The organism is Sphingomonas sp. LHG3443-2 (assembly GCF_049896405.1).
In the GTDB taxonomy this organism is placed as follows: Bacteria; Pseudomonadota; Alphaproteobacteria; order Sphingomonadales; family Sphingomonadaceae; genus Sphingomicrobium.
Window position 1 is genome coordinate 1,147,767 of record NZ_JAFCUG010000001.1, and the last position, 25,931, is coordinate 1,173,697.

Annotated in this window: 30 protein-coding genes; 13 read left to right on the forward strand and 17 right to left on the reverse strand. The window is 65.4% G+C overall.

Going from position 1 to position 25,931, the window contains the following annotated elements:
- The first annotated feature begins 160 nt into the window (after positions 1 to 160).
- Both ACP69Z_RS05690 and guaA read left to right on the forward strand, forming a co-directional pair.
- A complete protein-coding gene (locus ACP69Z_RS05690; protein ID WP_426266556.1) occupies positions 161 to 751 on the forward strand; it encodes a hypothetical protein in 591 nt (196 codons plus the stop codon).
- 96 nt (positions 752 to 847) lie between these two features.
- Positions 848 to 2,401, forward strand: a complete 1,554-nt coding sequence (guaA, locus tag ACP69Z_RS05695) for a glutamine-hydrolyzing GMP synthase (protein ID WP_426266557.1) — start codon at positions 848 to 850, stop codon at positions 2,399 to 2,401.
- A 52-nt stretch (positions 2,402 to 2,453) separates the two neighbouring features.
- Here guaA and ACP69Z_RS05700 read toward each other — a convergent pair whose 3' ends face one another.
- On the reverse strand, positions 2,454 to 3,362 hold the full coding sequence (locus ACP69Z_RS05700; protein ID WP_426266558.1) for a DUF4394 domain-containing protein: 909 nt from the start codon (positions 3,360 to 3,362) through the stop codon (positions 2,454 to 2,456).
- Between the two features lie 205 nt (positions 3,363 to 3,567).
- Here ACP69Z_RS05700 and ACP69Z_RS05705 point away from each other — a divergent pair, with 205 nt between their 5' ends.
- From ACP69Z_RS05705 to ACP69Z_RS05725, 5 genes are all read left to right on the forward strand, one after another.
- The gene (locus ACP69Z_RS05705; protein WP_426268055.1) at positions 3,568 to 3,957 is read left to right on the forward strand and encodes a cyclic nucleotide-binding domain-containing protein; all 390 of its coding nucleotides are present in this window, start codon (positions 3,568 to 3,570) and stop codon (positions 3,955 to 3,957) included.
- Positions 3,878 to 5,125 carry an NAD(P)/FAD-dependent oxidoreductase gene (locus ACP69Z_RS05710; RefSeq protein ID WP_426266559.1) on the forward strand — a complete coding sequence of 416 codons (1,248 nt, stop codon included), beginning with the start codon at positions 3,878 to 3,880 and terminating at the stop codon, positions 5,123 to 5,125. The genes ACP69Z_RS05705 and ACP69Z_RS05710 overlap by 80 nt, the downstream gene beginning before the upstream one ends.
- Positions 5,126 to 5,190: 65 nt before the next feature.
- Positions 5,191 to 5,769, forward strand: a complete 579-nt coding sequence (locus ACP69Z_RS05715) for a L,D-transpeptidase family protein (RefSeq protein WP_426266560.1) — start codon at positions 5,191 to 5,193, stop codon at positions 5,767 to 5,769.
- Between the two features lie 65 nt (positions 5,770 to 5,834).
- Positions 5,835 to 6,419: a sulfite oxidase heme-binding subunit YedZ gene (locus tag ACP69Z_RS05720; protein ID WP_426266561.1), complete on the forward strand. Its 585-nt coding sequence runs from the start codon at positions 5,835 to 5,837 to the stop codon at positions 6,417 to 6,419.
- Positions 6,419 to 6,718 carry a PepSY domain-containing protein gene (locus tag ACP69Z_RS05725; protein ID WP_426266562.1) on the forward strand — a complete coding sequence of 100 codons (300 nt, stop codon included), beginning with the start codon at positions 6,419 to 6,421 and terminating at the stop codon, positions 6,716 to 6,718. Before ACP69Z_RS05720 ends, ACP69Z_RS05725 begins: the two co-directional genes overlap by 1 nt.
- Here the strand turns inward: ACP69Z_RS05725 and ACP69Z_RS05730 are convergent.
- The 5 genes from ACP69Z_RS05730 to ACP69Z_RS05750 form a co-directional block, all read right to left on the reverse strand.
- Positions 6,715 to 7,611, reverse strand: a complete 897-nt coding sequence (locus ACP69Z_RS05730; RefSeq protein WP_426266563.1) for a hypothetical protein — start codon at positions 7,609 to 7,611, stop codon at positions 6,715 to 6,717. The two genes, ACP69Z_RS05725 and ACP69Z_RS05730, sit on opposite strands and share 4 nt — an antisense overlap.
- A 116-nt stretch (positions 7,612 to 7,727) precedes the next feature.
- Positions 7,728 to 9,791: a 3-hydroxyacyl-CoA dehydrogenase NAD-binding domain-containing protein gene (locus tag ACP69Z_RS05735; RefSeq protein WP_426266564.1), complete on the reverse strand. Its 2,064-nt coding sequence runs from the start codon at positions 9,789 to 9,791 to the stop codon at positions 7,728 to 7,730.
- 67 nt (positions 9,792 to 9,858) lie between these two features.
- The gene (locus ACP69Z_RS05740) at positions 9,859 to 10,638 is read right to left on the reverse strand and encodes an SDR family NAD(P)-dependent oxidoreductase (protein WP_426266565.1); all 780 of its coding nucleotides are present in this window, start codon (positions 10,636 to 10,638) and stop codon (positions 9,859 to 9,861) included.
- 1 nt (position 10,639) lies between these two features.
- Positions 10,640 to 11,416, reverse strand: coding sequence for an SDR family oxidoreductase (locus ACP69Z_RS05745; RefSeq protein ID WP_426266566.1), 777 nt, complete (start codon positions 11,414 to 11,416; stop codon positions 10,640 to 10,642).
- An 18-nt stretch (positions 11,417 to 11,434) separates the two neighbouring features.
- Complete coding sequence (locus ACP69Z_RS05750; protein WP_426266567.1) at positions 11,435 to 12,691, reverse strand: acyl-CoA dehydrogenase family protein; 1,257 nt, start codon at positions 12,689 to 12,691, stop codon at positions 11,435 to 11,437.
- Positions 12,692 to 12,759: 68 nt separating this feature from the next.
- Between ACP69Z_RS05750 and ACP69Z_RS05755 the strand changes: the two genes are divergently transcribed.
- The 5 genes from ACP69Z_RS05755 (at position 12,760) to ACP69Z_RS05775 (ending at position 17,172) form a co-directional block, all read left to right on the forward strand.
- On the forward strand, positions 12,760 to 13,917 hold the full coding sequence (locus tag ACP69Z_RS05755) for an acyl-CoA dehydrogenase family protein (RefSeq protein WP_426266568.1): 1,158 nt from the start codon (positions 12,760 to 12,762) through the stop codon (positions 13,915 to 13,917).
- Between the two features lie 34 nt (positions 13,918 to 13,951).
- Positions 13,952 to 15,079: an acyl-CoA dehydrogenase family protein gene (locus ACP69Z_RS05760; RefSeq protein WP_426266569.1), complete on the forward strand. Its 1,128-nt coding sequence runs from the start codon at positions 13,952 to 13,954 to the stop codon at positions 15,077 to 15,079.
- Positions 15,080 to 15,133: 54 nt separating this feature from the next.
- A complete protein-coding gene (locus tag ACP69Z_RS05765; protein WP_426268056.1) occupies positions 15,134 to 15,331 on the forward strand; it encodes a (2Fe-2S)-binding protein in 198 nt (65 codons plus the stop codon).
- Between the two features lie 68 nt (positions 15,332 to 15,399).
- On the forward strand, positions 15,400 to 15,882 hold the full coding sequence (bfr, locus tag ACP69Z_RS05770; RefSeq protein WP_426266570.1) for a bacterioferritin: 483 nt from the start codon (positions 15,400 to 15,402) through the stop codon (positions 15,880 to 15,882).
- A 69-nt stretch (positions 15,883 to 15,951) separates the two neighbouring features.
- Positions 15,952 to 17,172 (forward strand): DUF418 domain-containing protein, encoded by a 1,221-nt coding sequence (locus tag ACP69Z_RS05775; protein WP_426266571.1) that lies wholly within the window; start codon positions 15,952 to 15,954, stop codon positions 17,170 to 17,172.
- On the opposite strand, the gene ACP69Z_RS05780 is transcribed toward ACP69Z_RS05775, so the two are convergent.
- The 11 genes from ACP69Z_RS05780 to ACP69Z_RS05830 form a co-directional block, all read right to left on the reverse strand.
- Entirely contained in the window at positions 17,169 to 17,624 is a 456-nt protein-coding gene (locus ACP69Z_RS05780; RefSeq protein WP_426266572.1) for an Hpt domain-containing protein, read from the reverse strand. The two genes, ACP69Z_RS05775 and ACP69Z_RS05780, sit on opposite strands and share 4 nt — an antisense overlap.
- Positions 17,625 to 17,660: 36 nt before the next feature.
- Positions 17,661 to 19,025: a ribosome biogenesis GTPase Der gene (der, locus tag ACP69Z_RS05785; protein WP_426266573.1), complete on the reverse strand. Its 1,365-nt coding sequence runs from the start codon at positions 19,023 to 19,025 to the stop codon at positions 17,661 to 17,663.
- A 37-nt stretch (positions 19,026 to 19,062) separates the two neighbouring features.
- Positions 19,063 to 20,382: a PQQ-binding-like beta-propeller repeat protein gene (locus ACP69Z_RS05790; protein WP_426266574.1), complete on the reverse strand. Its 1,320-nt coding sequence runs from the start codon at positions 20,380 to 20,382 to the stop codon at positions 19,063 to 19,065.
- Between the two features lie 16 nt (positions 20,383 to 20,398).
- Complete coding sequence (locus tag ACP69Z_RS05795) at positions 20,399 to 21,091, reverse strand: tetratricopeptide repeat protein (protein WP_426266575.1); 693 nt, start codon at positions 21,089 to 21,091, stop codon at positions 20,399 to 20,401.
- 99 nt (positions 21,092 to 21,190) lie between these two features.
- Complete coding sequence (gene panB, locus ACP69Z_RS05800) at positions 21,191 to 22,060, reverse strand: 3-methyl-2-oxobutanoate hydroxymethyltransferase (protein WP_426266576.1); 870 nt, start codon at positions 22,058 to 22,060, stop codon at positions 21,191 to 21,193.
- Positions 22,057 to 22,494 (reverse strand): hypothetical protein, encoded by a 438-nt coding sequence (locus tag ACP69Z_RS05805; protein ID WP_426266577.1) that lies wholly within the window; start codon positions 22,492 to 22,494, stop codon positions 22,057 to 22,059. The genes panB and ACP69Z_RS05805 overlap by 4 nt, the downstream gene beginning before the upstream one ends.
- 81 nt (positions 22,495 to 22,575) lie before the next feature.
- Positions 22,576 to 22,806: a hypothetical protein gene (locus tag ACP69Z_RS05810; protein ID WP_426266578.1), complete on the reverse strand. Its 231-nt coding sequence runs from the start codon at positions 22,804 to 22,806 to the stop codon at positions 22,576 to 22,578.
- A complete protein-coding gene (locus tag ACP69Z_RS05815) occupies positions 22,797 to 22,991 on the reverse strand; it encodes a hypothetical protein (protein WP_426266579.1) in 195 nt (64 codons plus the stop codon). Before ACP69Z_RS05815 ends, ACP69Z_RS05810 begins: the two co-directional genes overlap by 10 nt.
- Positions 22,910 to 23,266, reverse strand: a complete 357-nt coding sequence (locus ACP69Z_RS05820) for a hypothetical protein (RefSeq protein WP_426266580.1) — start codon at positions 23,264 to 23,266, stop codon at positions 22,910 to 22,912. Before ACP69Z_RS05820 ends, ACP69Z_RS05815 begins: the two co-directional genes overlap by 82 nt.
- 14 nt (positions 23,267 to 23,280) lie before the next feature.
- A complete protein-coding gene (locus ACP69Z_RS05825) occupies positions 23,281 to 23,835 on the reverse strand; it encodes an MFS transporter (RefSeq protein WP_426266581.1) in 555 nt (184 codons plus the stop codon).
- Positions 23,753 to 23,989 (reverse strand): plasmid stabilization protein, encoded by a 237-nt coding sequence (locus tag ACP69Z_RS05830; RefSeq protein ID WP_426266582.1) that lies wholly within the window; start codon positions 23,987 to 23,989, stop codon positions 23,753 to 23,755. The genes ACP69Z_RS05825 and ACP69Z_RS05830 overlap by 83 nt, the downstream gene beginning before the upstream one ends.
- A gap of 75 nt (positions 23,990 to 24,064) precedes the next feature.
- On the opposite strand from ACP69Z_RS05830, the gene typA reads away from it, so the two are divergent.
- Positions 24,065 to 25,897, forward strand: a complete 1,833-nt coding sequence (typA, locus tag ACP69Z_RS05835) for a translational GTPase TypA (RefSeq protein ID WP_426266583.1) — start codon at positions 24,065 to 24,067, stop codon at positions 25,895 to 25,897.
- The last annotated feature ends 34 nt before the right edge of the window (positions 25,898 to 25,931 follow it).

Sequence of the window (25,931 nt, forward strand, 5' to 3'; positions counted from 1 at the left end):
GCAAACTTTTCTGAATGGCTGAAAACTCCCCTTTTGGCGCCGCTCCGGTAAGAAAAGTGAACTGGGGCAAACAGGGCATTCAGAGATGATGCAGCGCGAATCGTTCAAAAGCGTTGCAACAGGCGAAGAAACGTCTGCGGAAGAATAGGAGGCAGTGGCCATGAAGGCTGTTTCAAAGATCCTGACGGGTGCGGCCGCGGTTGCGGCGATCTCGATCGGTGCGGCGGCCCCGGCCGCGGCGCAATATTATCCCGGCGGGGGCTATGGCGGCGGCGGGCTTGGTGACGTGATCACCGGCGCGGTGCTGAACTCCATTCTGCGCGGCCAGAACCCCTACGGCTACAACCAGTATTACGGTGTCGGCAACTACGACCAGGAGCGCGTCGCGGTGCAGCAGTGCGCTGCGGCGACCGAGCAGCGTCTCAACGGTCGCTACGCTGGTGGTTATAACAACCCGTATGGCGGCTATAACCCGGGTTATGCCTATAACCAGGGAACGGTCTATCGCGTCGCCCAGATCGATCGCGTTAACCGGACCAAGAACGGCAACATGCGGGTCTATGGCCTAGCGACCAACGCTGCTTACCAGGGTAATTATGGTCAGCCTTATTACGGCGGCTACAATCAGCCGTACGGTGGGTACAACCAGCCGTACAACAACGGCTACAATCAGGTTCGCGGCAATTTTCGTTTCGACTGTAAGTTCGATCGCAATGGCCGTATTTCCGACCTCAAGGTCAACCGCGTCTAACCGCTAAAGCGGTCCGCCGCGGTGGACAGGAAGGCGCCGGAGCCATAGGGCTTCGGCGCCTTTTCTCATGTCCGCCAAACGGAGCGCAGCCGCCTCATGCAACCGGCCGAAACCCTGCTGATCGTCGACTTCGGCAGCCAGGTGACCCAGCTCATCGCCCGCCGCATCCGCGAAGCAGGAGTCTATTGCGAGATCGCGCCCTTCAACGCCGCCGAAGAAGCCTTTGAGCAGCTGAACCCCAAGGGCGTTATCTTCTCCGGCGGTCCCTCGTCGGTGACCTGGGACGACAGTCCGCGCGCCCCGCAGGCTTTGTTCGACAGCGGCCTGCCGTTGCTCGGCATCTGCTACGGCCAGCAGACGCTGCACCAGCAGCTTGGCGGCAAGGTCGTCACCTCCGACCAAAAGGAATTCGGCCGAGCCTTTATAGAGGTGGTGGCCCCCTCCGCCCTGTTCGACGGGCTGTGGCAGGTCGGCGAGCGGCATCAGGTGTGGATGAGCCACGGCGATCGGGTCGAGAGCCTCGCGCCCGGTTTCTCGGTCGTCGCCGCCTCCGAAGGGGCGCCCTTTGCCATCGCCACCGACGAAGAGCGCCGCCGCTACAGCCTGATGTTCCACCCGGAAGTGGTCCACACCCCGGACGGCGGCAAGCTGCTGGCGAACTTCGCTCGGCACATCTGCGGCTGCTCGGGCGAGTGGTCGATGGCGGCCTACCGCGATCAGAAGATCGCCGACATCCGCGCGCAGGTCGGTTCGGGCCGGGTCATCTGCGGCCTGTCTGGCGGGGTGGACAGCGCGGTTGCCGCCGTTCTCATCCACGAGGCGATCGGCGAGCAGCTGACCTGCGTGTTCGTGGATCACGGCCTGATGCGCAGCGCCGAGGCCGATCAGGTCGTCTCCCTGTTCCGCGGCCACTACAACATCCCGCTGGTCCACGTCCGCGCCGAGGAGCTGTTCCTGTCGGGCCTCGTCGGGGTCAGCGATCCCGAGGCCAAGCGCAAGTTCATCGGCAAGACCTTCATCGAAGTGTTCGAGGCCGAAGCGACCAAGATCGGCGGCGCCGATTTCCTGGCGCAAGGCACGCTCTATCCCGACGTGATCGAAAGCGTCAGCTTCACCGGGGGCCCGTCGGTGACGATCAAGAGCCATCACAATGTCGGTGGACTGCCCGAGCGCATGAACATGAAGCTGGTCGAGCCGCTTCGCGAATTGTTCAAGGACGAGGTGCGTGAGCTTGGCGTCGAGCTTGGCCTGCCGCCGGCCTTTGTCGGTCGCCACCCGTTTCCGGGGCCTGGCCTCGCCATCCGCATCCCGGGCGAGGTCAGCAAGGAGAAGTGCGACATCCTGCGCAAGGCGGACCTCATCTACCTCGAGGAGATCCGCAATGCCGGGCTGTACGATGCCATCTGGCAGGCTTTTGCGGTGCTGCTTCCGGTCCGTACCGTCGGCGTGATGGGCGACGCGCGCACCTACGACTATGTCTGCGCGCTGCGGGCGGTGACCAGCGTCGATGGCATGACCGCCGATGTTTATCCGTTCAGCTCGGAATTCCTGAGCCGTGTGGCGACCCGCATCGTCAATGAGGTGCAGGGGATCAACCGGGTGGTCTACGACTATACGTCGAAACCGCCTGGCACGATCGAATGGGAATGAGCGAACCTGCGGGGAGCGGGGGAGAACACCCGCAGGCTCGCTCCTCGGCTGCCTAGGCCAGTCGGGCCAGCCTGGCAGTTGCCGAACGCCGGCGGCGCATGCTCGCGCCGATGGCTCCGAACCCGATCAGCATCAGCGCCCAGGTCCCGGCCTCGGGCACCGCCGCGGCGGGCGCGAGCGACAGCCCGATTAGGCTGCCCGCGCCGATGGTCCCGATGCGCGTTGCCGCGCCAGTGGTCAGGTTGACGCTGAAGAAGCCGTCGTTGAGGTTGAAGAAACCGGCGTTGGTGACGCCCGAAATGTCGAACCCAACAAGGTCCGAATTGGTAAAGGTCACGCCAAGCGGCCCGAACAGGCCACCAGCGGTGTTGGTGTTGACGTAGGTGCCGGCGTTGGCATCGGTCGACCGCACCAGTGCATCGGTGAAGGCATCGAGGCCGTAGAGCGCCGTGCTGGTCGTGCCGGCGAAGCTGTTGGTGTAGGCCGACCCGACCAGGTCGATGTTGCTGCTGCCATTCAAGGTGATGGCACCGTCCACGATTACGCCCGGTGGCGTTGTGTTGGGATTGACCCGCAGATTCTGGTTAGTGTCCGTCGTGATGCGCAGGCGATCGACCGTCGGATTGAAATCGAATCCGGTCGAGCTGCCCCCGACCGCGGTGGAAAGGGCGCCGAGGTCGGCTGCCTGGTACGTATTGCCGTTGAGCGTCAGGCGATAAAGATTGCCGTTGCTACCCAGCGCATAGAGCTGGCCGTCAGCCGGACGAAAGTCGATGCCCTTGAGGCTGACATTCCCGGTGATGCCGGTGATCGGGCTGCTCGACAGGATGGTCCCGGGGCTGCTCGAATCGAACGTGACGATGCGGGTGGAAGTCAGGCCGTACACCGTCTCTGCGGACGCTGAAGTGGCGGTGAAGAACGACGCGGCGATGAGCAAGGGCGCGGCTAGACGGGTTCTCATTGATGATCCTTCCTGAGGGGGGCAGGGGCGGGGGCGGAACTCCTACAGGGCTGACCAAGACGGTTAACCTCACGTTATTACGACTCAATCCCGCATTCGGACGCATCCCCCGGTGATTTCATCGCCAAGCTGACTAGACCTAGCGCCAAGCCGAGCGGCGTTCACAGTGAAGCCCATGGACTCCATCGGCGGCGATCTTGACACCATGGCACCGCGTCCGTTCGCGGACGATCAGATAGCGGCAATCCGCGCCATCGCTTCTGTCTGCCGCTACCGTGCCGGTGACATCATCCTTGAAGCGGCCGCTTCGCAGGATCGCTTCGTGCTGGTCGAGGGAGGTGAGATCGAGGTCGCGGATCCGGTGACCGGCAAGCGGGTGCATGATGCGACCCTTCGCCCGGGCCAGTTCATGGGCGAGCTGGCGTTTCTCCAAGGGCGGGCCGATGACCCTGTCGATGCGGGGTTCGGTGGACACCAGCACCATCGAGGTTCCGCGCTCGGCCATGCTCCGGCTGATGAGCGATGTCCCCGAGATCGGCGACCACATCCTCACCGTCTTTGCTGCGCGCCGGAGGCGCATCTTCGAATCGGGTGACAGCAGCATCATCGTCACCGGTGCCGAGCATGACGCCGCGGTGGCTCGGGTGGCGAGCTTCCTCAACCGCAATCGCCTGCCCTTCCGCGACGTCGCCGAAGGCACGCCCGGGGTCACCATCAACGCCGTGGCCATCGCCGATCCCACGCCGCGCAAGGTCGCGCGGCATTTCGGCCTCGACCTCAAGGCGCGGCCGGCTGAGGCCCTTGACCTCATCATCGTCGGGGCCGGACCCGCCGGGGTCGCTGCCGCCGTTTATGCCGGGTCGGAAGGGCTGCGCGCCCTGGTGGTCGAGGACAATGCCATTGGCGGGCAGGCTGGGACCAGCAGCCGGATCGAGAATTACATGGGGTTTCCGACGGGCATCTCGGGCGCCGACCTCGTGTTCCGCGGGCAGGTGCAGGCGATGAAGTTCGGCACCTGCTTCGCCATGCCCCGGCGTGTCGAGGGGCTGACCCGGCGCGACGACGGCTTTTGCGTCACGCTCGATGATGGCGAAGAATTATGCACCCGTGCGGTGCTGGTTGCGACCGGGGTCCAGTACCGCCGCCTGCCCATCGACCGGCTGGCGAGCTTCGAGGGGGCAGGCGTCAATTATGCCGCAACCGAGATGGAAGCCCGCTTCTGCCACAACACCGAAGCGATCGTGGTCGGTGGCGGCAACAGCGCCGGGCAGGCCGCCATGTATCTCTCCCGCGTCGCGCGAAAGGTGCACGTGCTGGTGCGCGGGTCAGGCCTTGCGGAGACGATGAGCGCTTATCTCCGCGGGCGGCTGGAGGCCGACCCGCGGATCGAGATCCATACCGGCAGCCAGTTGTGCGGGCTGGACGGCGGGGACCATCTCGAGCGGGTCACGGTGCGCGGGCGCGACGGCGAGTGGTCCGTCGGCTGCCGCGCGTTGTTCATCATGATCGGCGCCGCACCCAACACGGAGTGGTTATCGGGTCTTGTCGAACTCGACCGCGCCGGTTTCGTCCGCACGGGGCGCGAAGTCGGGGGCGCAAGCAGCTATGCCACCTCGTGCCCCGGCATCTTTGCTGTGGGCGACGTGCGCTCGGGCTCGGTCAAGCGCGTGGCTTCAAGCGTCGGCGAAGGCTCGGTGGTGGTCAGCGCGATCTGGAGCCACGTCAACGCTGCGCCACCGGCCGACACGGGGATCGGCGGCTAAAAGGCTTTAAATCGCGATTTACCGGACACTTGACGTCATGGAGCCATTTGCGATGGCTGCCGACCATGAATCGCACCACCGCTCTTCGTTTCGCGCCGCTCGCGCTTGTTGCCGCCCTGCTGGCCGGTTGCGCCACCACGCCGACCAAGGTCGCCGAGGCGCCGCGGCCCGTGCCGACAGTGCAGCTCCCTTATGAGTGGACCAACGGCCATGCGCCCAAGGCGACGCAGCAGGCGAAAGCGCAGTTCGGCAACCTGGCGCTGAAGCCAGGCCAGTATCTGTGGGCCGCGACCATTCCCGACGCACCGGCCAAGGTGGTGATCGACCGGATGCAGCAGCTTATGTTTGTCTACAAGGGCGACGCGCTGGTCGGGGTCAGCACCATCTCCTCGGGCAAGAAAGGCAAGGAAACCCCGCTTGGCTATTGGAAGGTGTTCCGCAAGCAGGTGAAGGGCTTCAGCCGCAAGTATGACAATGCGCCGATGCCCTACATGCAGATGTACGACGAAATGGGCATCGCCTTTCATGGTGGTGCGCTGCCGGGTTATCCGGCCAGTCATGGCTGCGTCCGGCTTCCGCTTGAATTCGCCAAGAAGCTCTACCCACTGACCGAGATGGGCACCGAGGTGGTGATCGAGGGCTAACCCTCCCAAGCGCTTTCTGCGCATTTGCTATTGCGAGGCGTTCGCAAGTTCCGTAGCAGGGTTTGGTGACCTCGCGCGGCAAGTTTCTCGTTTGGCTCGTCCTGGCCCTGCCGCTGGCCGCAGCGCTGGTGCGCTATGCGCTTGATCCCGACGCTTGGCCGGGCGACCTCCTCCATCCGACCGGCGAGTGGTCCGCGCGCTTCATCATCCTGGCACTGATGGTGACGCCGTGGCGGCAGCTGTGGCCGCAGGCAAGTGCCGTTCGCTTCCTTGCCCGTCACCGCCGCGCGCTTGGCGTTGCCGCCTTCCTCTACGCGCTGGCGCACACCGCCGCTTATGTGGCTGACATGGGCAATGTCGCCGACATGCTGGCCGAGCTTGGCGCGCCGGCGATCTGGACCGGCTGGGCGGCGCTGCTGATCCTCGTGCCCCTCGGTCTTACGAGCAACGATGCGGCCATGCGCGCGCTGCGGTCCGGCTGGAAGCGACTGCAGCGCTTGGCTTACCCCGCCGCGATCCTGACCCTTGTCCACTGGGCGCTGGTCCACGACGGCCTTGCCGCCGCCCTGCTTCATTTCGCGCCGCTCGTCCTGCTTCAGGCCGTTCGGGTGGCGCGCTTGTTTCCAACCCCCACCAGGAGTGCAATCTGATGCGTATTCTTCTTCTCGCCGCCGCCGCCGCTTTGTCGGTTGGCCTCGCAACGCCTGCTGCCGCCACCGGCAAGATGAAGTGCGATGCTCCGCAGAAGAGCTGGAAGAGCATGGCCAGCCTTGAGAGCAAGCTGAAGAAGGACGGCTGGGAAGTGCGCAAGTCCAAGGTCGATGGCGGCTGCTACGAAGTCTATGGCACCGATCCGCAGGGCCGCCGCGTCGAGGCCTATTTCCACCCGGTGAGCTTCAAGATGCTGCTGAGCAGCCGCCGTGGCGAAGTGCTCTACAAGGCGAACTAAGGGGTGAGCAGGGGGCGCAGCGTCATTGCGATCTGCGCCTCCACCCCGATCAGGTCATAGCGCGCGGGAAGGCGGGTCAGGAACAGCTCCCACAAGCCGCCCGGATGTTCGTCGCTGCGGCCGACGATTGCCTGGTGAACGACGGGGCCGCTGTATCCGTCGCTTGCCAGCAGCCGCCCGATGGCGGCCGTGAGCGCCTGATCCTCGTCGCTGCGTGACAGGCGGACGTTCGAGCCATCGAGCCTGAGGCCGAGCGGACAATCGAACATCCGCTCCGCCGCGGGGGTCAGCGCGACCAGGCCGCCGCTACGGTCCAGAAGCAGGGTCATCTCGCCACTTGTTGCCAGCCCGGCCAGCATGGCTTCGCCGCGCTGCTGACCGAGCGCATATTGGACCAGCACGGCGCGGTGCGCCTGGCGGGCGATCCGGGTGAAGACCGCAATGATGTCGGGCGTGCACGGACCATCGCGCGAAGAACGAAGCAGGGCGAGGCCGACCAGCCCGCCCGAATCCAGCATCAGCGGCGACTGGCAACCGTACGGCAGGTCGAGGTCGCTGACGGCATCGTCGTAGAAGGTGGTTGGGTTGCTGCTTCGGTAAGCGGCATAATGGCGCTCGTCCTGCACGGAGCGGGGGCCGCCCATGGTGCAATTGATCCGCCAATTCTCCGGCCCGTAAAGTTGCGGGTCGACGAGATAGCCGTGGGGATCATGGCGATCCTCGCTGAGGAGATTGAAGGTCAGGCCGGGGCCCATCCCGCCGCCACACAGCTGCCCCAAGGCGCTCCCGGTCGCTTCGGCGAGCAGCCGAATGGCATCGTTCCAGCCGGCCTCGGCGAAGGGGGCATTGAGAAATGCCACTTCCGCTCTACGCACTGCCCGATCCACGAACATGTCGGTTTCCCTTGCCAAACTAGAGTCGGCAAGGGAGATTTCTGCCGTTTTCACGGCTTTGTCCAGTGGCCGCCGCTGAGAACGCCATCACCAGCGGCGGCTGCACGAGACGGACCTCAGCGGCCGGTGAACTTTTCGCCCTTGTCGGCCTTATCGAGCAGCAACTGCGAGAAGGAGAAGTCCTCGCCCATGTGCGGGGCGGCGGCCTTCAGGCCATCGACGATCTTCTGCAGCCCCTCACTGTCGGCCCAGTGCATCGGCCCGCCGCGATAGACCGGCCAGCCATAGCCATAGACCCACACCACATCGATATCGGACGCGCGCTGGGCCATGCCTTCCTCGAGGATCTTCGCACCCTCGTTGACCATGGTGTAGAGCGTGCGCTGGACAATCTCTTCGTCGCTGATCTCGCGCGGGGTGACGCCCGCCTTGGCGCGGAACTCCTCGATGATCTCCTGCACCTTGGGGCTGGGCGAGGGGCGGCGCTTCTCGTCATAGTCGTAGAAGCCGGCGCCCTTTTTCTGGCCCCAGCGGTCGGCGGAGCAGAGCGCATCGCGGATGTTCTCGATCCGGGTGACGTCGCGGTGCCAGCCGATGTCGACACCGGCGAGGTCGGCCATCTGGAACGGCCCCATCGGCATCCCGAAGTCGACATGGACCTTGTCGATCTGCGCCGGGGTCGCGCCTTCGAGCAGCAACTTGGTCGCTTCCGTCTGGCGCGGGATCAGCATGCGGTTGCCGATGAAGCCGTAGCAAACGCCCGCGACCACCGCGACCTTCTTGATCTTCTTGGCGAGCGCCATGGCGGTAACCAGCACGTCGTCGGCGGTCTTGGCGCCGCGGACGACTTCGAGCAGCTTCATGACGTTGGCGGGTGAGAAGAAGTGAAGGCCGACCACGTCCTGCGGGCGGCTGGTTGCGGCGGCAATCTCGTCGACGTTGAGGTAGCTGGTGTTCGAAGCAAGGATCGCGCCTGGCTTGGCGATCTTGTCCAAGCGGCCGAAGATGTCCTTCTTGATCTCCATCTGCTCGAACACTGCCTCGATAATGAGGTCGCAGTCGGCCAGCGCGTCGAAGTCGAGCGTGGGGTTCAGGAGCCCCATCATCTGCCCGACCTGTTCGGCAGTGAAGCGGCCCTTCTTGGCGCTCGCTTCATAGTTGCGGAGCATGACGCCGGTGCCGCGGTCGAGCGCTTCCTGGTTGGTCTCGACGATCGTCACGGGAATGCCGGCCGACAGGAAGTTCATCGAGATGCCGCCGCCCATGGTGCCGGCGCCGATCACGCCGACCTTCCTGATCGGGCGTGGCTGGACGTTCTCATCGACGCCCTCGATCTTGGCCGCCTTGCGCTCGGCGAAGAAGAAATATTGCTGCGCCTTGGCTTGGCCGCCGCTCATCAGCTCCATGAAGAGCTGGCGTTCGACGGCGACGCCTTCGGCATAGGGATGCTGGGTCGCGGCGCGCACCGCCTCAAGGTTCTTGCGCGGCGCGTCGAAGCCCTTGAACACCCGCGGATTGGCGGCGATGAAATCATCGAACACCGACGGCGAGGCTTCTTCGATCTTGTTCTGGCGTTCGGACGACTTGGGGAAGGGCCGCACCTCCGCAACCTCGGTCGCGTAGGCGACGGCGTGCTGGAGGAGGTCGCCTTCGATCATGCGGTCGACCAGCCCGATCTCGAACGCTTCCTGAGCGCCGATCGGATTGCCACTTGTGGTCATCTGCAGCGCCTTTTCGACGCCCGCGACACGCGGAAGACGCTGGGTGCCGCCCGCGCCTGGTAGCAGGCCGAGCTTCACTTCGGGCACGCCGAGTTTCGCCGAGGCGACCGCAGCGCGGTAATGGCAGGCGAGCGCCACTTCGAGGCCGCCGCCGAGCGCGGTGCCGTGGATCGCAGCGACCACCGGCTTGGAGCAATTCTCGATGATGTCGACCACCTGCGGCAGCATCGGCTGGGCAAACGCCTTGGGCGTGCCGAACTCGCTGATGTCGGCGCCCGCGAAGAAGGTCGCGCCTTCGCCGATGATCACCACCGCCTTGATCTCGTCCGAGGCATCGGCCTCCTCGATCCCTTTGACCAGGCCCTCGCGGACGGCATGGCCGAGCGCGTTGACCGGAGGGTTGGCCGACGAGATGACGAGAACGTGGCCGTGCTTCTGGGTGCTGATGGGCGAGGTCATGGAGGGTCCTTCGCTGACAAGAATGTAAGTGCAATCCCTAGTCGTGGGACCGGGAAAGAAAAGGGGCCTAGATCGCTGTGCGTCCGTAATCCTGGCGATTGAACGGGTGGGAGCTCGACAGGCCGCCGTCGACGACCAGTGCATGGCCGTTGACGTAGCTGCTCTCGTCCGAGGCGAGGAACAGCGCCGCCTTCGCGATCTCATCGGGCTGGCCGCCGCGGCGCAGCGGATTGAGGTGGCCGAGCTTGTCGGCCTGTCCTTTGGCCCGGGCGCGTTCGTAGACGAATTCGGTCATGCCGGTTTCGATCAGCCCCGGGCAGATGGCGTTCACGCGCACGTTTGAGCCCGCAAGCTGCTGCGCCGCGGTCCGGACCAGGCTGATCACGCCGGCCTTGCTGGCGCTATAAGCCGGTCCACCCGCGCCCGAGCGCAAGCCCGCGACACTCGCGGTGCAGATGATCGACCCGCCGCCCTGTTCCTTGATGACCGGCGCGGCATGCTTGATCGCGAGGAACGGGCCGATCAGATTGACCCGCAGGACCTGATCCCAGTCGGCGATCGACTGCTCGAAGATGGAAGCGAGCCCGCCCGAGATGCCGGCGTTGGCGAAGAAGCCGTGAAGGGCGCCATGCTGCTCCTTGGCCATGTCGACCAGCTGCGCGACGTCTTCTTCGCGTCCGGCGTCGGCGACATGCTGGGCACCGCGAAGATCGGCAGCGATCACCGTTGCCCCATGCGTCACGAAGAGGTCGGCGCTGGCCTTGCCGATGCCGGAGCCCGCGCCCGTGACGATGATGACCTTGCCTTCGAGGCGCGGATGGTGGCGGTGTTCGTCCTCGACGCTCATCTCAGAAGCCTGCGCCAATGGTGCTTCCGCCGTCGACCACCAGGGTCTGCCCGGTGACGAAGCTGCCTGCTTCGCTCGCCAGGAACAGCGCGGCCCCGGCAATCTCGCGCGGTTCGCCGATGCGGCGCATCGCCGACACCTTGGTCACTGTCTTGAGGATCTCGGGATTCTCCCACAGCGCCTTGGCGAAGTCGGTGCGGACAAGGCCCGGGGCGATGGCGTTGACCCGGACGTTCGACGGCCCGAACTCGGCCGCGAGGTTGCGGACCAGCTGGAGGTCGGCGGCCTTGGAGATGTTGTAAGGCCCGATCACCGTCGAACTGGTGATCCCGCCGACGCTCGACACGATGATGATCGCGCCCGACTTGCGTTCCACCATGCCGGGCGCAACGAAGCTCGTCAGCCAGTGATTGGACAGCACATTGTTGTCCATGATCTTGCGGAACTGCTCGTCGGTGATCCCAGCCATCGGCCCGAAATACGGGTTGGACGCCGCATTGCAGACCAGCACGTCGACCTGCCCGAACTCGGCCTCGGTCCGCTGCACGAGCTCGCGCAAGGCCTCCTTGTCGGAGATAGAGGCCGCGATCGCAATCGCTCGGCCTTGACCCCGCGCGTTGATCGCGTTTGCGACCTCCTCGCAGGCATCCTGCTTGCGGCTCGAGATGACGACACCGGCCCCGTGCGCCGCCATTTCCTCGGCGATGGCACGGCCGATGCCGCGCGAGCTGCCGGTGACGATCGCGGTCTTGCCGGACAGATCAAACAAACTGGTCATGAACGCTCCGTCGTGAACTTACGGGACTTGCGGGTCGATCGGCGGGTGCTTGCCATATTCGATCAGCGCGATGGCGCGGTTGTGGACCTCGTCAGGGCCGTCGGCGAGGCGCAGTGTGCGGATGCCGGCCCAGCTGTGCGCAAGGCTGGTGTCCTGGCTGACCCCGGCACCGCCGAACGCCTGAATGGCGTCGTCGATGACCTTCAGCGCCATGCGCGGCGCCTTGACCTTGATCATCGCGATCTCGGCCTTGGCGGCCTTGTTGCCCGCCTTGTCCATGAGGTCGGCGGCCTTGAGACAGAGGAGGCGGGTGCAGTCGATCTCGATCCGGGCTTCGGCGACACGCTGCTCCCACACGCTATGCTCGCTGATCCGCTTGCCGAACGCGGTGCGCGACTGGATGCGGGTGACCATCAGTTCGAGCGCTTCTTCGGCCGCGCCGATGGTGCGCATGCAATGGTGGATCCGGCCCGGCCCGAGGCGCCCTTGCGCGATCTCGAACCCGCGGCCTTCGCCGAGCAGCAGGTTCTCGGCCGGCACGCGCACGTCTTTGAGCTCGATCTCCATGTGCCCGTGCGGCGCATCGTCGTAGCCGTAGACGGTAAGCGCCCGCTCGACCGTGATCCCGGGGGCGTCCATCGGCACCAGAATCATCGACTGCTGGGCGTGGCGGCGGGCTTCGGGGTCGGTCTTGCCCATCAGGATCGCGACCTTGCAGCGGGGATCGCCGGCGCCGCTGGACCACCATTTACGGCCGTTGATGACGTATTCGTCACCTTCGCGGCGGATCTCGCACTGGATGTTGGTCGCGTCCGAGCTCGCCACCGCCGGCTCGGTCATCAGAAAGGCCGAACGGATTTCGCCGCGCATCAGGGGGGCAAGCCACTGGTCCTTCTGCGCCCGGGTGCCGTAGCGATGCAGCACTTCCATGTTGCCGGTGTCGGGCGCCGAGCAGTTGAACACCTCGCTCGCGAAGCCGACGCGGCCCATCTCCTCCGCGCACAGCGCATATTCGAGGTTGGTGAGCTGCTCGCCCTCGAACGGGAAGCTTTCGTCCACATGCTTCAAGGCGCCGCCCGGCGGCATGAACAGGTTCCACAAGCCGTCCGCCTTGGCGCGGGCCTTCAGCGGTTCGAGCCCTTCGAGATGGTGCCAGCGGTCGCCCTTGGCGAGCTCGGCAGCAAGACCCGGCACGGCGGGCCGGACATGCTGTTCGATGAAGGCGCGAACGCGATCCCGGAAGTGAGCCTGTCTTTCGGTCAGGTCGAAGTCCACGGACACGCTCCTCTATTTTCTTCAAGTCGCAATGCGCTAGGACGGGACACAAGAGGAGACAAGCCGCGATGACTGATCTCGAAAGCTTCCGGGCCGGGACCCGCGCCTGGCTGGAGGCGAATTGCCCGGCCGAGATGCGGACGCCGATGCGCAGCGAGGACGACGCCTGCTGGGGCGGGCGCAACTTCCAGTTCCAGAGCGAGGCGCAGGAGCGCTGGATGCGGATCATGGGTGAGAAGGGCTGGACCGTGCCCGACTGGCCCGCAGCTTATGGTGGTGGCGGGCTGTCGCCGGCCGAGACCAAGATTCTCAAGGAAGAGATGGCGGCGATCGGCGCGCGCAATCCGCTGTCGAGCTTCGGCATATCCATGCTCGGGCCGGCGTTGCTGAAGTACGGCACCGAGGAGCAGAAGAAGCGCTTCCTGCCCGAGATCGCGCGCGGCGAAATCCGCTGGTGCCAAGGCTATTCGGAGCCGGGTGCGGGATCGGACCTCGCGGGCCTGCAGACCAAGTGCGAGGACATGGGCGATCATTGGTTGGTCAACGGCCAGAAGGTGTGGACCAGCTACGCAGACAAGGCCGACTGGATCTTCTGCCTCGTCCGCACCTCGACCGAGAGCAAGCACGGTGGGATCAGCTTCCTGCTTTTCGACATGGAGAGCGAAGGCGTCTCGACCAAGCCGATCCTGCTGATCAGCGGCTATTCGCCCTTCTGCGAGACCTTCTTCGACAATGTGAAGGTGCCCAAGAACCAGATCGTCGGTGAAGTGAACCGCGGCTGGGACGTCGCCAAATATCTCCTCGGCCATGAGCGCGAAATGATCAGCGGTATGGGGCTGGGTTCGGGGTCGAGCCGGACGCTGGCACAGAGCCTCGGTGAGATCGATGATCCAGTGCTGGCGGCGGACGTCGCGCTGTTCGACGTCGACGCCATCGCCTTTGCCGCGATGAGCGAGCATTTCATCGACCAGCTGAAAGCCGGCGAAGCGCATCCCGCCATGCCTAGCATGATGAAATATGCCGGGACCGAGCTGAACAAGAAGCGGCACGAGCTGATCATGGCCGCGGGCGGGTCGGACGCGCTCGAATGGGACAGCGAGCGCAGCCGCGGCGGCAAGGCGGCGCGCGAGTGGCTTCGGACCAAGGCCAATTCGATCGAAGGCGGCACCAGCGAAGTGCAGCTCGGCATTGTCGCCAAGCACATCCTCCGCCTGCCCGGCGCCTGAGCGTCGCCCGCGAACAGAACGAAAGTCTACCGACATGATTCTCACCGACGACCAGCGCCAGCTCGCCGACATGACCCGCACCTTCATGGGTGAGGAAGGCACGATCAAGAAGCAGCTCCGCCACTGGCGCGACACCGGCTGCAGGGACGGGTTCGGGCACGGCCTGTGGAAGCAGATGGCCGAGCTTGGCCTGACGGGCCTCGCCATTCCGGAAGAAGAGGGCGGCCTCGGCCTTGGCGCGACCGAAGCGGCGCTGGTGATGGAGGAAGTGGGGCGCAACCTGACGCCCTCGCCGTTCCTGACGACGGGAATCGTCGCGGTCGAAGCGCTGAAAGGCAGCGAGCAGGGCAAGCGCTGGTTTCCGGGTATCCTCTCGGGTGACACGGTCGCCGCCTTCGCCGTCGACGAAGGCCCGCACCACCGTCCGCGCCAGATTGCGTTGGAAGCCAAGCGCTCGGGCAATGGCTTTACCCTCTCGGGATCGAAGCAGTTCGTTGTCCACGGCGGTTCCGCCGACCTGCTGATCGTTGCCGCTCGTACCGGCGGTTCGGCCGGCGAAAGCGAGGGGCTGACCCTGTTCGCAGTGGAGCGCGACGCCGCCGGCATGGAGATCGAAAACGTCGCGCTGACCGACGCCAGCAAGGCGGCGCGCATCCGCTTCGACAATGTGGCGGTCGATGCCGACGCGGTGATCGGCGAGGTCGACGGCGGCTGGGAGCCGCTGCGCCGCGCCATGCGCGCCGGCCGCACGGGCGCCGCGGCCGAGATGGTGGGGCTCGCCAGCGGCGCTTCCGACATGACGGTTGATTACCTCAAGCAGCGCAAGCAGTTCGGCAAGCTGATCGGCGAATTTCAGGTCCTCCAGCACCGCGCCGCCCATCTTTATGGCGAGATCGAGATTGCCCGCGCTGCCACGCTCAAGGCGGCCGAATTGCTCGACCGCGGTGACGAGAGCAGCGGGATCATGACCCATGTCGCCAAGGCCAAGGCCGGGCGCGTGTCGGCTCTAGCGGTGCAGGAAGCGGTGCAAATGCATGGCGGCATCGGCATGACTGACGAGCATGACATCGGCCTCTACATGAAGCGCGAAAAGGTGCTCGACGCCCTATTCGGGGATGCCAATTATCACGCCCGGATGGTGCAGGTGATGAGCCGGAGTTGATCGCCCACACGGAATGACTTGCGAACGCTTCGCATTACCATTAGCAAGATGCGCATGATCGTCTGTTGCTGCAACGCGATTCGCGAAACCGAGGTGCGGGAAGCCGCCCGCACCGGCGCGTGCAGCGTCGGGCAGGCCTATGCCCGCAAGGGCTGCAAGGTGAAGTGCGGCAGCTGCCTGCCGTTCGCCCGCGCGATCATCGCCGAAGAAGTCGCGGCGATTTCCGCTCATCCGCCCAAGGTCGCCGCCTGAAGTTGCGAACGACTCGTGCGAGTCGTTAGCGCTTCGTCCCGTCACCGCTGTTTGATAAAGGCCGCGCCATGAAGGGCGATCCCAAGGTCATCGAGCTGCTCAACGAAGCGCTCAAGGCGGAACTCACCGCCATCAACCAATATTGGCTGCATTATCGCATGCTCGACAATTGGGGGGTGCATAAGCTCGCCGATTACGAGAAGCATGAGAGCATCGACGAGATGAAGCATGCCGACCGCTTCGCGGAACGCATCCTGTTCCTCGAAGGGCTGCCCAACTTCCAGATGCTCGGCCGCTTGCGGATCGGCGAGACGGTGGAGGAAATCCTCAAGGCCGATCTCGAAGCCGAGTACGAAGCCGCCAAGATGTATCGCGACGCCGCCGATTATTGCGACAGCATCCGCGACTATGTCAGCCGCGACTTGTTCGTCGAGGTGCTGCGCGACGAGGAAGGCCATATCGACTTCCTCGAAACCCAGTTCGAGATGATCGCTCGGATGGGTCTGCAGAACTACATCCAGCTCCACAGCAAGGCCGCCGAGGCGCATTGATCGGGCCGCCCCGGGCTTGACCCGGAGCCCGCCTTCCGTCCTTCTGGCCGCAAGGGCAGGGGGACTGACATGACGAGCGGCACTGGCGAGCGTATCGCCACTCTCGACATCGTGCGCGGTGTGGCGGTGATGGGCATCCTGGCGATGAACATCGTCGCGTTTGCCGACGTGCCTGCCGCTTACTTCAATCCCCTGGCGCAAACGGTACGTGTCAGCACCGCCGACCTCCTTACCTATGCCGTCAACTTCCTCCTGTTCGACGGCAAGATGCGCGGGCTGTTCTCCATTCTGTTCGGCGCCTCGTTGTTGCTGCTGGCAGAGAAGATGCCGCTTGCTCTCGTCCGCCGCCGCTTGTTCTGGCTGCTGATCTTCGGCGGGGTGCATTTCTTCCTGATCTGGTGGGGCGACATCCTGATCGGCTACGCCCTCGTCGGGTTCGTGGCCCTGGCCTTTCGCAACGCGTCTCCCCGCGCACTAGTCATCGCGGCGGTGGTCCTTATCGCGATCCAGGTCGCGCTCTACGCGGGCATGGTCAGTTACGCGCTGAGCCTGCAGGAGCCCGTACTCGCCGGAACCGCGACGCCCGATCAGCTCACGTCCTGGGACCAACTGACCCGCGACACCATCATGCCATCCACCGCGTATCGCGGCGACGCCATTGCGCTTTATCAAGGCTCGTGGCCCGCGCTGGTCCATCACCAGCTTACCGAGAAGCCGTTCTTCCCGCTTGCCGGGGTGTTCGCCATGGGGTGGGAAACGCTCGGCTACATGCTGCTCGGCATGGCCGCGCTGAAGACCGGTCTTCTGACGGGGGCGTGGAACAACCGGCGCTACCGCCGGTGGGCGCTGGTCTGTCTTGCGATTTCATTGCCCAGTTATCTCGTCGCGCTGCGCTTCCTGTTCCGGTCTGAATGGGCAGGGCCAGCGGTGTTCCTGTGGGCATTCGCCGTGCCCGCCATTGTGCGCCCGATCCTGGTGACGGGCTACGCCTGCCTGATCATTCTCGCGACCCGGCGCGGCGGCGCGCTGGTAGATCGCATTGCCGCCGCGGGGAAAGCGGCGTTCAGCAACTATCTCGGCACGTCGATCGTGATGACCGGCCTGTTCTACGGCTGGGGGCTAAGCCAATTCGCCACGCTTGGCCGGGCAGAGCTGGTGCTGATCGTGATCGCCGCCTGGGCGCTGATGCTGCTGTGGAGCAAGCCATGGCTGGAGCGCTTCCGTTACGGGCCGCTTGAATGGGCGTGGCGGAGCCTCACCAACTGGCGGCTCCAGCCCCTCAGCCGTTAGATCCGGCCAAACCCCTGGTTCGCGGCCTTGCGCCCGAACCCGCCGCCAGTGCCGCCGCGGCTGATGCGCGGATTGGTGGCCTGGTCGAACAGCTCGATCGTCTGGTCGAACAAGCGGCGCAGCTTCACCACGTCGGCGACCAGCTCGTCGGGGAAGCGGCGCGTCTCGATGCACAGGCGCGCGGTTGATTCGATCAGTTCGGCAACCTTGGCCAGCGGCTCGGCGCCGAATTGCCGCGCTTCGCCCTTGATGGTGTGCGCCGGCATCACCAGCGCGACCGTATTCTCCTCGCGCATCGCCTGCTCGATCGCGGCAACCGACTTCACCCCGTCCTCACGAAAATAGGAAAGGATGCGGATGAACCCCGGCCCGAGCTCGCTGCGCGATTTCTCGAAGTGCGCCCAGTCGACCACGTCGGCGCCTTCGGGCACCCTGTTTCCCTCGTTCTGCATAGGGAGCGATCCTAGGGCGAGAGGGTAAAGGCGAGGTTATTTTTGGTCGAACGGGTTCTTCGGTGCGCGCAGCGTCATGCGCAGCGGAATGGCACCCAGATCGAAGGCCTTGCGCATCGAATTGAGCAGGTAGCGGCGATAGCTTTCGGGTAGCTGATCAACCCTGGTCCCGAACACCACGAAGGTCGGCGGACGAGTCTTGATCTGGGTGATGTAGCGCAGCTTGATCCGCTTGCCGCCGGGCGCGGGCGGCGGGTTCTGTTCGACCGCGGCTTCGAACCAGCGGTTGAGCTCGCCGGTCGAAACACGGCGGTTCCAGCCTTCGCGCAGCACAAAGGCGGCGCCGATCAGCTGGTCGATGCCCTTGCCCGTCACCGCCGAGACGGTCAGCACCGGCACGTTCTTGAGCTGGCTCAGGCCCTCTTCAAGCGCGGCTTTGATCCCGTTGAACAGCGAGGAAGCGTGTTCCGCCACGTCCCACTTGTTGACAGCCACAACCAGCGCGCGGCCTTCCTCGATCACCGCGCTGGCGATCTTGAGGTCCTGCACCTCCAGCCCGCGGGTGGCGTCGAGCAGCAGCACAACGACCTCGGCCATGTCGATTGCGCGGCGGGTGTCTTGGGCTGACAGCCACTCCAGCTTGTCATCGACCTTGGCCCGTTTGCGCAGGCCCGCGGTGTCGACCAGTTTGACCTTGCGGGTCTCGCCGGTGGGAGCGGTCCATTCCCAGTCGGTGCTGATGCTGTCGCGCGTAATTCCGGCTTCCGGGCCGGTGATCATCCGGTCCTCGCCCAGCATCTTGTTGACCAAGGTCGACTTGCCCGCATTCGGGCGCCCGACGATCGCCAGGTGCAGCGGCCGCATCGGGTCTTCGTGATCGAATTCGGGCTCTTCCTCGACCTCGCGCTCGACGTGGGGGCGAAGCGATTCGAACAGGTCGACGAGCCCCTCGCCATGCTCGGCGGAGAGCGCGATGGGTTCGCCGAAGCCGAGCGAGAAGGCTTCCAATTGGCCGTTTTCGCCCTGCCGGCCCTCGGCCTTGTTGGCCGCGACGATCACCGGCGTGTCTTCCTGGCGGAGCCAGCGGGCGATTTCCTCGTCAAGAGGGGTCACGCCTTCGCGCGCGTCGATCAAGAACAGCGCGGCATCGGCCTCGCGCACCGCGGCTTCGGTCTGCCGGCGCATGCGGCCGGGAAGGCTGGCGGGATCTTCATCCTCGAAGCCCGCCGTATCCATCACCTGGAACTCGAGGCCAAGCAGCTGGCCGTCGCCGACGCGCCGATCGCGGGTCACGCCCGGGCGGTCGTCGACCAGCGCGATGCGCTTGCCGACGAGGCGATTGAACAGGGTCGATTTGCCGACGTTGGGACGTCCGACGATGGCAACGATGGGTTGGGGCATGGCGTGCGCCTAGCCCAAGACCCGCAAAATGGCGAGCCTAGCGATAGGCGTGGAGCCGGCCCCGATCGTCAAGGATATACAGCGTGTTGTTCGCCACTACCGGTTCCTGGCTGACCGAAGCACCAACTCCGGTCTGGCTCTGGAAGGCGCCGGTTGCGGGATCGATGTTGATCAGCACGCCATTCTTGCCCGCGATGATCAGGCGTCCGCCCGCCAGCACCGGGCCGACATAGCTGATCGGGCCGCGCTTGGCCTTCATGTTCTCGAACGCCGGCAGCTGATTGATCCAGCGGATCTTCCCGGTGTTGCGGGCGATTGCCATCACCTTGGCATCGTCAGTCACAGCGAACAGCCAGTCGCCCGCGATCCATGGCGTGCTGATTCCGGCGAGATTGAGCTCCCAGATACGCTGCCCGCTGATGAGATCGAGCGCGACCATCCGGCCCCCCTGGCCGAGCGCGAACACCTGGCCATTATCGATCACCGGCGACGCGTCGATATCGCTCAAGGTCGCGACGCTGGTCGAGATGGAGGTGCGCGACAACGCGTCCTGCCAGACCAGGCGGCCGTTCTCGAAGCGATAGGCGTTGAGCTCACCGCTCGAGAAGCCGGCAACCACCGTGCCGCGCTCGAACGCGGGGGCTGCAGTGCCGAACACGCCGGCGATCTCGACCGCGGCCGTCGCCGACCAGTTGGTCGCGCCATCCGCCGTCTTGAGGCTGTAGATCTGGTTGTCCTGGCTCATCACGTAGAGCGTGTCGCCAGCAACCGTCGGTGCACCGCGCAAAGGCCCGCCCGGGCGCACTTGCCAGACCGGCGAACCGGTAGCGGCATTCAGCGCCGCGACGAAACCAAGGCCATTGGTCGCGAATACCCGGTCGCCTTCAACGGCGACGCCACCGCCGAACAGCGAGGCATTGTTGCCGCGCTCGGTTCCGAACTGCGCCGACCAGCGCTGCCCTCCGGTGGAGGCGTCGAACGCGCGCACGGTGGCGGTGGTGTCGATGGTGTAGACGGTGCCGTTGGCGACCACCGGCGGTGCCGCAAGGCGTTCGGCAAGCGTGCTGCCCTGGCCGATGGACACGTTCCATGCTTCGGTGAGCGTGGTGCCGAGCGCCGGATGGCCGGCCGACTTGGACGGGGTGCCCCCCGCCTGGTTCCAGCTGCTGTTCACGGCCGGGGCGGGGATGGAGAAGGGCAGGGCCGCAGTGGCGGGGTCGACCTGCACGTCGGGATCGGTCGACAGCACCGACACGCGATTGCCCACGACCGGCGTCTTGGGACGCGATTTGCCGACAATGCCGCAGCCGGCGAGCAGGCTGGCGGCAAGAGCCACGGAAACGACTTTGCGGATCATACGGCTTTGTCTGTCCTCAACGGGCCGCAGGAGCGGCCGGGATGGCAAGGCCCGAGGCGAGCTGCTCGGCACGGGCACGGATGGAAGCGGGAACCTGGGTGTCGGCGGCGACCCCGTTCAGGAGAGAGGCGGCCTCGCGCGTGCGGTTGGCCTTGATCATCGCCAAGGCCGTGAGTTCACCCGCCGAACCGTACCAGGCGCTCTCCTTCGTAGCGAGCGGAGCCAACCGCTCGATCACCTGCTGCGGTTGCAGCGTGTCGAACTCAAGCTGGGTGAGGCGGATGGTCGCGGTGTCGCGCACCGTCTGCGGCACGCTCTTGTCCTCGATGATCTGGCGATACTGAGCCGTCGCGGTCGCGCGGTCGCTCTTTTGCAAAGCAAGCGCGGCGCGGGTCAGCCGGGCGGCGCCGGTCATGCTGCCATTGCCCTCGGCTGCCAGCGTATCGAGCCGCTGCGCGATGTCGTTGCCGGTCCTGCCCTGGCCGACGTCGGTCAGGATGGCCGAGAACTGCTCGCTGTTGGCAGCGGCCTGCTCGGCCTGCTGGTTCTTCCAGAACAGCCACACGGCAACCGCGACGAGGAGCAGCACGGCGGCGGCAATGAACCACTTGCCGTAGCGCTTGAACACCGCCTCCGCCTGATCTCGACGAAGGTTCTCGTCGACCTCGCGGATAAAGGTTTCGCTGGTTTCTCCGGGCGCAAGTGCCAAGTCGGTCCTCGTATCTCGTGCAGTGATCCGCTCATCGGCCGGGCCGGATGAACGGAAGCTTAGAAGCGAAGCGCTCCTAGCCAGTTTTGCGCTGCGCTTCTAGCTCTTGGGCCGATAGGTCTGGTCGGCGGTGGGGAAGCTTCGATCGCGCACCTCCCCGGCATAGGTGGCGACGGCCTCTCCGATCCGGGTCGCCAGATCGTCGTAGCGCTTCACGAACCGCGGCGTGCGCTCGAACAGGCCGAGCATGTCCTCGGTCACCAGCACCTGCCCATCGCATTGGGCCGACGCACCGATACCGATGGTCGGGATCGCGACCTTGCGGGTGATGTCGGTGGCGAGATCTTCCATGACGCCTTCGAGCACCACGGCAAAGGCGCCGGCCTCGGCCACAGCCTGTGCATCGCGCAGGATCTTGGCGGCTTCCGCTTCGCTCCGCCCGCGGGCGCCATAGCCGCCGAGCGCATTCACCGCCTGCGGGGTGAGGCCAACGTGGGCGATCACCGGAATGCCGCGCTCGGCAAGGAAGCGGATGGTCGGCGCCATCGCCTCCCCGCCCTCGAGCTTCACCGCCGCGCAGCCGGTTTCCTTCATCACCCGCGCGGCGCTGGCGAAGGCCTGTTCCGGGCTCGCCTCATAGCTCCCAAACGGCATGTCGACCGCGACAAGCGCGTGCCAGCTCCCGCGCACCACCGCGGCGCCGTGGGCGCACATCATCTCCAGCGTCACGGGCACGGTCGAGGGCAGGCCGTAAATCACCTGCCCCAGGCTGTCCCCGACCAGCAGCAGGTCGCAATGCGGATCGAGCAGTTGCGCCGTCCGCATGGTGTACGCGGTCAGCATCACGATCGGCTGCTCGGTCGTCCCGTCCACCTTTCGCCCCTTGAGGCCGGGCACGGTCATCCGCTTGCCGGGAACGGGCGAGGGCGTTGCCCGGCTGGTTGCCGTGTCGAGGGTAAAGGTGCTCAACGAAGAATCCCTCGCTTGCTCGCGTTCAACGCGAACAGGAAAACGCAGAAGGTGATGGCGGTGATGATCGCGGGCAGCCACAAGCTTCCGGCCGGCGTCGCGCCCTTCAGTTCGGGGTCGATGAAGTAGGCGGAATTCTGCACCAGCTCGGCCAGAATTGAGAAGCCGATGAGCGGGACGGCGAGGCGGCGGCGCAGCAGCAGCATGATGGTTCCGGCAAGACCGACCCAGACCGACAGCGCAAAGGCTGCCCACATCCAGTCGGGAATGGCTTCGGTCATGGCCCGGAGATCAGGCTCCAGCGTCGCCGGATCGAGCGTCACTTCATAGAGATACATGAAGCAGCCGATCGCCATCCACAGCGTCGAAAGAACCGCTCCGATCCAGTAGCCGCGAGATGCTGTGCGCGTTGCGCCGAGCGTAATGTCCGTCATGCTTCACACTTCCCTGTGAAAAACGTCGTCACCATAACTCAGCCCGACGGCGGTGTGAACAAACGGCGCTCAGCCGACCGTTTAGCGCGCGGGAAGCAGCCACAGCATCGCCCCCGCGACCACCGCCACCGCTGCGCTGGCAAGGAAGGTGGCCGGCGATCCTTCGGCGTCCCACAGCAGCCCGGCGCCAAGGCTGGCGAGCAGGAGGCCGATGCCCGTCGCGACATTGAACAGGCCAAAGGCAGTGGCGCGAAGGTGCGGCGGGGCGACGTCGGCAAGGAGCTTGGCGAACAGGCCTTGGGTCAGCGCCATATGCGCACCCCCAAGGCGACGCCGACGATCACGCCGGCCAGGCCGCTCGCCGTCGCCAGTACCGCATTGCCGATTACCAGCAGCGCGATTCCGGCGGTCAGGATCAGCCTTGGATCGCGCCGGTCGCCGAGCGCTCCGGCCGGATACGAAAGCAGCACGTAGAAGAGGTTGAAGACCACCAGCACCAGCGGCGCGGTGGCGAGGCTAAGGCCGGCGTCGCGCCTTTCAGCACCAGGAAGCTCTCGGAAAAACGCGCCAGCGTGAAAAGGAACGCGACCAGGATCACTCGCCGGCAGCCGCTGTCGACCTCGCGAAAGCTTTGCAGCAGCGGCGGCGGCTTGGCCGTACCGGCGTGCCGCTCGGGCTCGCGCAGGAAAAGGAGAATGATCGCGACCGAGACCAAGGCCGGGATGACGGCGATCCAGAAGATGCTGCGAATGTCACCCGCCAGCCAGATCATCAGTCCGGCGGCCGCTAGCGGCGCCAGCAGGGCGCCGACGGTGTGGAGCTTTGGCGTAGGCCATAAGCGGCACCGCGCTGCTCAGGCGGGGTCTCGTCGGCGATCAGTGCATCGCGCGGTGCGCCGCGCAGGCCCTTGGCGGTGCGGTCCACCAGGCGTGCGCCGAGCACCGCCAGCGGGCTGCCGGCGAGCGCCATCAGCGGCTTGGTCAACGCCGCCAGGCCATAACCGGTGAGGATCCACGGCTTACGCTTCTGCTGCTTGTCGCTTAGCCGCCCGCTAAGGAGCTTGGCAAAGCTCGCGGTCGCTTCCGCCACCCCGTCGATTGCGCCAAGCACCGCCACGCTCGCGCCCAGCGTCACTGTCACGAACAGCGGCAGCAGCGGTGGATGATCTCGCTCGATAGGTTCATAAACAGGCTGACGAAGCCGAGTACCCAGAGCGAACGCGGGAGGCGGCGGCGCGTTCTTCGGACGGTGCTCACCGTTAGGACTTAGCGGCGCGCTTTCGGCGTGTTTCCCAGCCCTTCTTCGCGGCCTCGCTGCGGCTGCGGGAGCGGCCGGAACCACTCTCTTTGCCGCCGCCGTCCTGTTTGTTAACAGTTGCCCAGGCCCGGCGCTCGGCCTCCTTCGCGCTCATGCCGCGCTTCTCATAGCCTTCCTCGATATGCTCGGCCTTGCGGCGCTGCTTGTCGGTGTAAGCGCCCTTGTCTCCTTGCGGCATCATCTTCCTCCTGCTGCCATTGCTGCAACGCACCTAATCGGCTAAGGGCGCCGCTACTTTTCCAAGGACATCGCAATGAACCTCCGCAACGTGGCGATCATCGCCCACGTCGATCACGGCAAGACGACCCTCGTCGACCAGCTCTTCCGCCAGTCCGGCACCTTCCGCGACAATCAGCGCGTCGAAGAACGGGCGATGGATTCGAACGACCTCGAAAAAGAGCGCGGGATCACGATTCTTGCGAAGTGCACATCGGTCGAATGGGCCGACAAAGAGGGTAACCAGACGCGCATCAACATCGTCGACACCCCCGGCCACGCCGACTTCGGCGCCGAGGTGGAGCGCATCCTGTCGATGGTCGACGGCGTGATCCTGCTGGTCGACGCCGCCGAAGGTCCGATGCCGCAGACCAAGTTCGTCACCGGCAAGGCGCTTGGCCTTGGCCTCAAGCCGATCGTCGTCGTCAACAAGATCGACCGCCCCGACGCCCGCGCCGCCGAAGTGCTGGACGAATGCTTTGAGCTGTTCCTCAGCCTCGATGCCAATGACGAGCAGCTCGATTTCCCGGTGCTCTACGCCTCGGGCCGCAACGGCTATGCCGGGCGCGAGGATACCGTTCGTGACGGTGATCTCACCCCGTTGTTCGAGACCATCGTCTCCCACATTCCCGAGCCGGGCCTGCCGATCCACGGCGAGTTCAAGATGCTCGCGACGCTGCTCGACCGCGATCCGTTTCTCGGCCGCATCCTGACCGGCCGCGTCGAATCGGGCACGCTGCACATCAACCAGCCGATCCGCGCCTTGGACGTCCACGGCGCCAAGGTCGAAGAAGGCCGCGCGACCAAGATCTTCGCGTTCCACGGCCTCGAGCGCGTGCCGGTCGAACAGGCGCAGGCGGGCGACATCATCGCCATCGCCGGCCTGATGAACGCGACCGTGTCGAACACCATCGCGACGCCGTCGGTCACCACCCCGATCAAGGCTCGTCCGATCGACCCGCCGACGCTCGCCATGAGCTTCGCGGTGAACGACAGCCCGTACGCCGGCCGCGACGGCGACAAGGTGCAGAGCCGTGTCATCCGCGAGCGGCTGGAGCGCGAGGCGGAGACCAACGTGGCGATCCGCGTCACGGTCGCCCACGACAACGACAGCTACGAAGTCGCCGGGCGCGGCGAACTCCAGCTCGGCGTGGTGATCGAAACCCTCCGCCGCGAAGGCTTCGAACTGTCGATCAGCCGCCCGCGCGTGCTGTTCCAGGACGGCCCGAACGGCCGCGAAGAGCCGTACGAGACCGTCGTCATCGACGTCGACGATGAATATAGCGGCACGGTCGTCGAGAAGATGAGCCAGCGCAAGGCCGAGATGACCGACATGCGTCCGTCCGGTGCCGGCAAGACCCGCCTGACCTTCAGCGCCCCGTCGCGCGGCCTGATCGGCTATCACGGCGAATTCCTGTCGGACACCCGCGGCACCGGCATCATGAACCGGCTGTTCGAGAAATACGGGCCGCACAAGGGCCAGATCACCGGCCGCCAGAACGGCGTGCTAATCTCGATGGAGAAGGGCAAGGCACAGGCCTACGCCCTCAACATGCTCGAAGAGCGCGGGGTCCTGTTCATCTCGCCCGGCGATGACCTCTACGAAGGCATGATCATCGGCGAGAACGCCAAGCCGCAGGATCTCGAGGTCAATCCGCTGAAGGCCAAGCAGCTCACGAACTTCCGCGCCAGCGGCAAGGACGAAGGCATTCGCCTTACCCCGCCGCGCCGGATGACGCTGGAACAGGCAATCGCCTACATCCAGGACGACGAATTGGTGGAGGTGACCCCCAAGGTCATCCGCCTGCGCAAGCGGCATCTCGATCCGCACGAGCGCAAGCGCCAGAGCCGCAAGGCCGAAGCCGCCTAAGACATTCAGGAGGGCTCCGACAGCAAGTCGGGGC

What these genes read in the sequence shown, in the direction of transcription:
- ACP69Z_RS05715 (WP_426266560.1), top strand. Translation starts at nt 5,191, where the DNA reads ATGAATCGCACCACCGCTCTTCGTTTCGCGCCGCTCGCGCTTGTTGCC.
- ACP69Z_RS05705 (WP_426268055.1), top strand. Translation starts at nt 3,568, where the DNA reads ATGGCACCGCGTCCGTTCGCGGACGATCAGATAGCGGCAATCCGCGCC.
- ACP69Z_RS05790 (WP_426266574.1), bottom strand. Translation starts at nt 20,382, where the DNA reads ATGATCCGCAAAGTCGTTTCCGTGGCTCTTGCCGCCAGCCTGCTCGCC.
- ACP69Z_RS05765 (WP_426268056.1), top strand. Translation starts at nt 15,134, where the DNA reads ATGATCGTCTGTTGCTGCAACGCGATTCGCGAAACCGAGGTGCGGGAA.
- ACP69Z_RS05725 (WP_426266562.1), top strand. Translation starts at nt 6,419, where the DNA reads ATGCGTATTCTTCTTCTCGCCGCCGCCGCCGCTTTGTCGGTTGGCCTC.
- ACP69Z_RS05735 (WP_426266564.1), bottom strand. Translation starts at nt 9,791, where the DNA reads ATGACCTCGCCCATCAGCACCCAGAAGCACGGCCACGTTCTCGTCATC.
- ACP69Z_RS05760 (WP_426266569.1), top strand. Translation starts at nt 13,952, where the DNA reads ATGATTCTCACCGACGACCAGCGCCAGCTCGCCGACATGACCCGCACC.
- ACP69Z_RS05805 (WP_426266577.1), bottom strand. Translation starts at nt 22,494, where the DNA reads ATGACGGACATTACGCTCGGCGCAACGCGCACAGCATCTCGCGGCTAC.
- ACP69Z_RS05740 (WP_426266565.1), bottom strand. Translation starts at nt 10,638, where the DNA reads ATGAGCGTCGAGGACGAACACCGCCACCATCCGCGCCTCGAAGGCAAG.
- ACP69Z_RS05690 (WP_426266556.1), top strand. Translation starts at nt 161, where the DNA reads ATGAAGGCTGTTTCAAAGATCCTGACGGGTGCGGCCGCGGTTGCGGCG.
- ACP69Z_RS05710 (WP_426266559.1), top strand. Translation starts at nt 3,878, where the DNA reads ATGAGCGATGTCCCCGAGATCGGCGACCACATCCTCACCGTCTTTGCT.
- ACP69Z_RS05745 (WP_426266566.1), bottom strand. Translation starts at nt 11,416, where the DNA reads ATGACCAGTTTGTTTGATCTGTCCGGCAAGACCGCGATCGTCACCGGC.
- ACP69Z_RS05810 (WP_426266578.1), bottom strand. Translation starts at nt 22,806, where the DNA reads ATGGCGCTGACCCAAGGCCTGTTCGCCAAGCTCCTTGCCGACGTCGCC.
- bfr (WP_426266570.1), top strand. Translation starts at nt 15,400, where the DNA reads ATGAAGGGCGATCCCAAGGTCATCGAGCTGCTCAACGAAGCGCTCAAG.
- ACP69Z_RS05780 (WP_426266572.1), bottom strand. Translation starts at nt 17,624, where the DNA reads ATGCAGAACGAGGGAAACAGGGTGCCCGAAGGCGCCGACGTGGTCGAC.
- ACP69Z_RS05775 (WP_426266571.1), top strand. Translation starts at nt 15,952, where the DNA reads ATGACGAGCGGCACTGGCGAGCGTATCGCCACTCTCGACATCGTGCGC.
- ACP69Z_RS05730 (WP_426266563.1), bottom strand. Translation starts at nt 7,611, where the DNA reads ATGTTCGTGGATCGGGCAGTGCGTAGAGCGGAAGTGGCATTTCTCAAT.
- ACP69Z_RS05830 (WP_426266582.1), bottom strand. Translation starts at nt 23,989, where the DNA reads ATGCCGCAAGGAGACAAGGGCGCTTACACCGACAAGCAGCGCCGCAAG.
- der (WP_426266573.1), bottom strand. Translation starts at nt 19,025, where the DNA reads ATGCCCCAACCCATCGTTGCCATCGTCGGACGTCCCAACGTCGGCAAA.
- typA (WP_426266583.1), top strand. Translation starts at nt 24,065, where the DNA reads ATGAACCTCCGCAACGTGGCGATCATCGCCCACGTCGATCACGGCAAG.
- ACP69Z_RS05820 (WP_426266580.1), bottom strand. Translation starts at nt 23,266, where the DNA reads ATGATCTGGCTGGCGGGTGACATTCGCAGCATCTTCTGGATCGCCGTC.
- ACP69Z_RS05700 (WP_426266558.1), bottom strand. Translation starts at nt 3,362, where the DNA reads ATGAGAACCCGTCTAGCCGCGCCCTTGCTCATCGCCGCGTCGTTCTTC.
- ACP69Z_RS05755 (WP_426266568.1), top strand. Translation starts at nt 12,760, where the DNA reads ATGACTGATCTCGAAAGCTTCCGGGCCGGGACCCGCGCCTGGCTGGAG.
- guaA (WP_426266557.1), top strand. Translation starts at nt 848, where the DNA reads ATGCAACCGGCCGAAACCCTGCTGATCGTCGACTTCGGCAGCCAGGTG.